The 360-nt window shown below is 63.6% G+C and carries 1 protein-coding gene; it reads left to right on the top strand.

Annotated features, from left to right (window positions below):
• Positions 1-360: methyltransferase domain-containing protein (locus EN852_RS36570; protein ID WP_135879741.1), on the top strand; the 360-nt coding region annotated here is incomplete at both ends.

The raw sequence follows: 360 nt of genomic DNA, 5'->3' as shown, positions 1-360 counted from the left end.
ATGACGCTCAGTTCGTCAAAGGCGTCTTCGACCGCTGCTCCGGGCGCTACATCACCTTCAGCCTAATCTGCTCGTTCGGCTTTACCGAGCGCTGGCGCCGGCAATGTGTCCAGCTGATGCCTGCGCCCCAGACAGCGCGGCCAACCGGCTACGACCTGATGGCAGGGACCGGCGAAGGTTGGCCGCATCTGCTCAAGCGCTTTCCGGATATCGGCGCCATCACCGCGGTCGACATCTCATCGGGCATGCATCGGCGCGCCATGCAACGTCTGCATGCCCACCGTGCCCACAAGATCGCCTTCATCGAGGACGATGTGCTGGCCAGCGACCTGCCCGATGCCAGCGCCGATTTCGTCGTCT

This window comes from Mesorhizobium sp. M2E.F.Ca.ET.209.01.1.1 (genome assembly GCF_004010375.2).
Lineage (GTDB): Bacteria > Pseudomonadota > Alphaproteobacteria > Rhizobiales > Rhizobiaceae > Mesorhizobium.
This window is presented reverse-complemented; position numbering and strand designations above follow the sequence as displayed.